Here is a 2,803-nt window from a genome sequence, read left to right as displayed (position 1 = left end):
CGCCAATAGGGTTCCACGGCGGTCGGGTCATCCCGCCAGGACGGGACCAGACGGGCCAGCAGAGTTTGACGCGCGACCCGCCAATTCGTCCCTTGAACAACCGATTCGATCGCGCGGAGACTGGACCGGCCGTGGAAGACGGCCGTGTGAAGCGTGGAACCAGACCCCAGCGCGAGGATCACTGCCAAGGCCACGGCACGGAGAGACCGCCAAGGAGGTTTCGCCTGCGCCAGGGTCCAGCAAACCATCATGTACAAAACCACCTGAGCGGGGATCACCGCGCGCATGTTCAACTCGTTGAAGGCGCCGACCCGCAGGAGGGGCAGGACGAGCATTGTGCCGAGCGCCGCCCACCAGAGCGGGCTGCCCCGCCACGGGCGGGCGATCAGCGCGAACATGATCCCGAACTCGAACACCCAGAACACCGCCAACCGAGCCACATCTGTGGGGGTCTGCGGCAGCTGGACCGCCAGCGCCGTCTGATTCAGCGTCGCGGCGAAGTACGACCCGAACACGACCGCCCCGACGGCCCCGACCAGGGCGTTCTGCGAGGTGGCGGCCCCCCCAGCGGCGGCGCGCGCCCGCGCCCAAGCGCGCGACAAACGTCCGCCCGTGCTGCGCCCGGTGGTTTCGGCCGGCTGGCCGGCCGAAACCACGCCGCCCGTGCACCAGAACATTAGAACGGCCACGATCACCGCCAGTCCGACCTCCGGCAGCGGGCATTCGATGGCGCCCAGCGCGCACACGGCAACCACCGACCGGTTGTCCCGCTGCGAGAGGACCAGCACGGTCAGGATCCACGCGGGCAGCGCCTGGTTGAACACCGTGGTCCACTGGTCGCCGAAAGACGTGAAGCCGTAAAGGCGCGCGGAGTCGATGAACTCGACCGACCCGACCGACTTGAACACGTCGGCGGTGCCCCAGACGGCCTTTTCCACCAGGTCCATCCCCCCGAAGACAGCGAACACCAACACTGGCCACACCGCGAACCGTCTCAACAGGCCGGACACCAGCACGGCTAGAATGGCTAGCCCGGCACCGGCCCACGCCAGCAGAGCCGCCCAGCCCGCGACCAACCCGGCCGCCTTGCCGACCAGGGCGGCGGGCAGCCAAAAGCCCAGGTAGTACGTCAAGGGGACCCCGCCGAGGGGGCTGTCCAAGACCACCGGCCACCGTTCGGCTACCAGCATCTCGAAGATGGCGTTCCGCCAACCGTGGTCCCAGTGCTGATGGGAGATGCCCCCGATACCCGAAAACACCACCCCAACGCCCAGAACCACGCACACCATGGCGGCGACCGCTACCGTGCGGCGGCTCCACGCCGGCACCCACACCTTCGGGGCCTGAACCCACATCCGCCAAAAGCCGACCGCCAAAGCGGCCAACGCCGGTACCGCCCACCACCACCTCAGCCAGCCCACCAAGAACAGTGCGGCTGGAATCGCCAAATACGCGTAGCCGGCCCGCACCGGCCAAGGCGACAAACCCCCAGAAAGCGGAAGTCCGCCAACGGCTCGTTCTGCGGATCGCGCGGCGGACGGCATCGGCGGCCTCAGCGTCCCGCCCGCTCGGAGGCGGGCGTCCTCGCGAAAACGCGGTAGAACAGGCCGTCCTGGTCGCCGAAGTACTGGCGCCAGTACGGCTCCTGGGCGGTCGGGTTTTCCCGCCATGACGGGACCAGCCGCTTCATCACACTTTGACGGGCGTTCCGCCAGTCCGCGCCCTGGGCCACAAAGCCGCCCGCCCGCAGGTCGGCCTCCCCGTAGAAGAAGGCGGTGTGAAGCGTTGACCCTGATCCGACCGCCAAGACCAGCGCCAGCGCCGCAGCCTGGAAAGACCGCCAAGGGCGTTTGGCCTGCGCCAAGGTCCAGCAGACCATCAAGTAGAGCACCACTTGGGCGGGAATCACAGCCCGCATGTTCAAGTCGTTGAAGACGCCAACGCGCGCCAGAGGCAAGACAAGCATGGTCCCCAACGCCGCCCACCACAGCGGGCTGCCCCGCCACGGACGGCGAATCAGCGCGAACATCACCCCGAACTCGAACACCCAGAACACCGCAAGCCGGGCAATATCCCTTGATGTTTGCGGCGGCTGTGCCGTTAGGCCGACCTGATTCAACGTTGAAGCCAGGAACGACCCGAAAACCGCCAAGCCGATCGCCCCGATCACGACGTTTTGAGGCGAGATGGCCTCCGCGACAGCGGCGCGGATCCGCGCCCAACTGCGGGAAACGCTGCTTCCGTCACCGGCCGCCGCAGCGGCGACGGACCAGTCAGCGGGGTCCCCGCCAGGCCGCCGCGCCATCCAAACGGCCACGATCACCGCCAACCCGACCTCCGGCAGCGGGCACTCGATGGCGCCCAGCGCGCACACGGCGACCACCGACCGGTTGTCCCGCTGCGACAGCACCAACGCCGTGAGGATCCACGCCGGCACCGCCTGGTTGAACACCGTGGTCAATTGGTCGCCGAAAGACGTGAAGCAGTACAGGTACTCCAGGTCGATCCATTCGACCGAGTTGATGCTGGCGAATCCGTCAACTGTGCCCCAAATCAGCTTCTCGATCAGGTCCATTCCCCCGAAGATGGCGAACACAACCACCGGCCACACCGCGAATCGCTTCAGCAAGGCGAACACCAGCACGGTGAAGATGGTCAGCCCAATCCCGGTCCAGGCCAACAGGGCCGCCCAACCCGCCGCCAGCCCGGCAGCCTTGCCGACCAGTGCGGCTGGCAGCCAGAACCCGAAGTAATAGGTCAAAGGGATGTCGCCAAGGGGGCTGTCCACCACGACCGGCCACGG

2 protein-coding genes are annotated in these 2,803 nt (G+C 67.4%); both read right to left on the bottom strand.

Translation table 11 applies throughout. The features are described from left to right. Positions 1-1,469, bottom strand: a 1,469-nt coding sequence (locus LBC97_16490; GenBank protein ID MDR2567615.1) for a hypothetical protein, incomplete at its 3' end; no start/stop codon positions are given. A gap of 83 nt (positions 1,470-1,552) precedes the next feature. Next, a partial coding sequence (locus LBC97_16485) for a hypothetical protein (GenBank protein ID MDR2567614.1) occupies positions 1,553-2,803 on the bottom strand: 1,251 nt, incomplete at its 5' end.

The organism is Bifidobacteriaceae bacterium (assembly GCA_031281585.1).
In the GTDB taxonomy this organism is placed as follows: Bacteria; Actinomycetota; Actinomycetes; order Actinomycetales; family WQXJ01; genus JAIRTF01.
The sequence above is the reverse complement of the archived record's forward strand: the minus strand, read 5'-3'. Positions and strand labels throughout refer to the sequence as shown.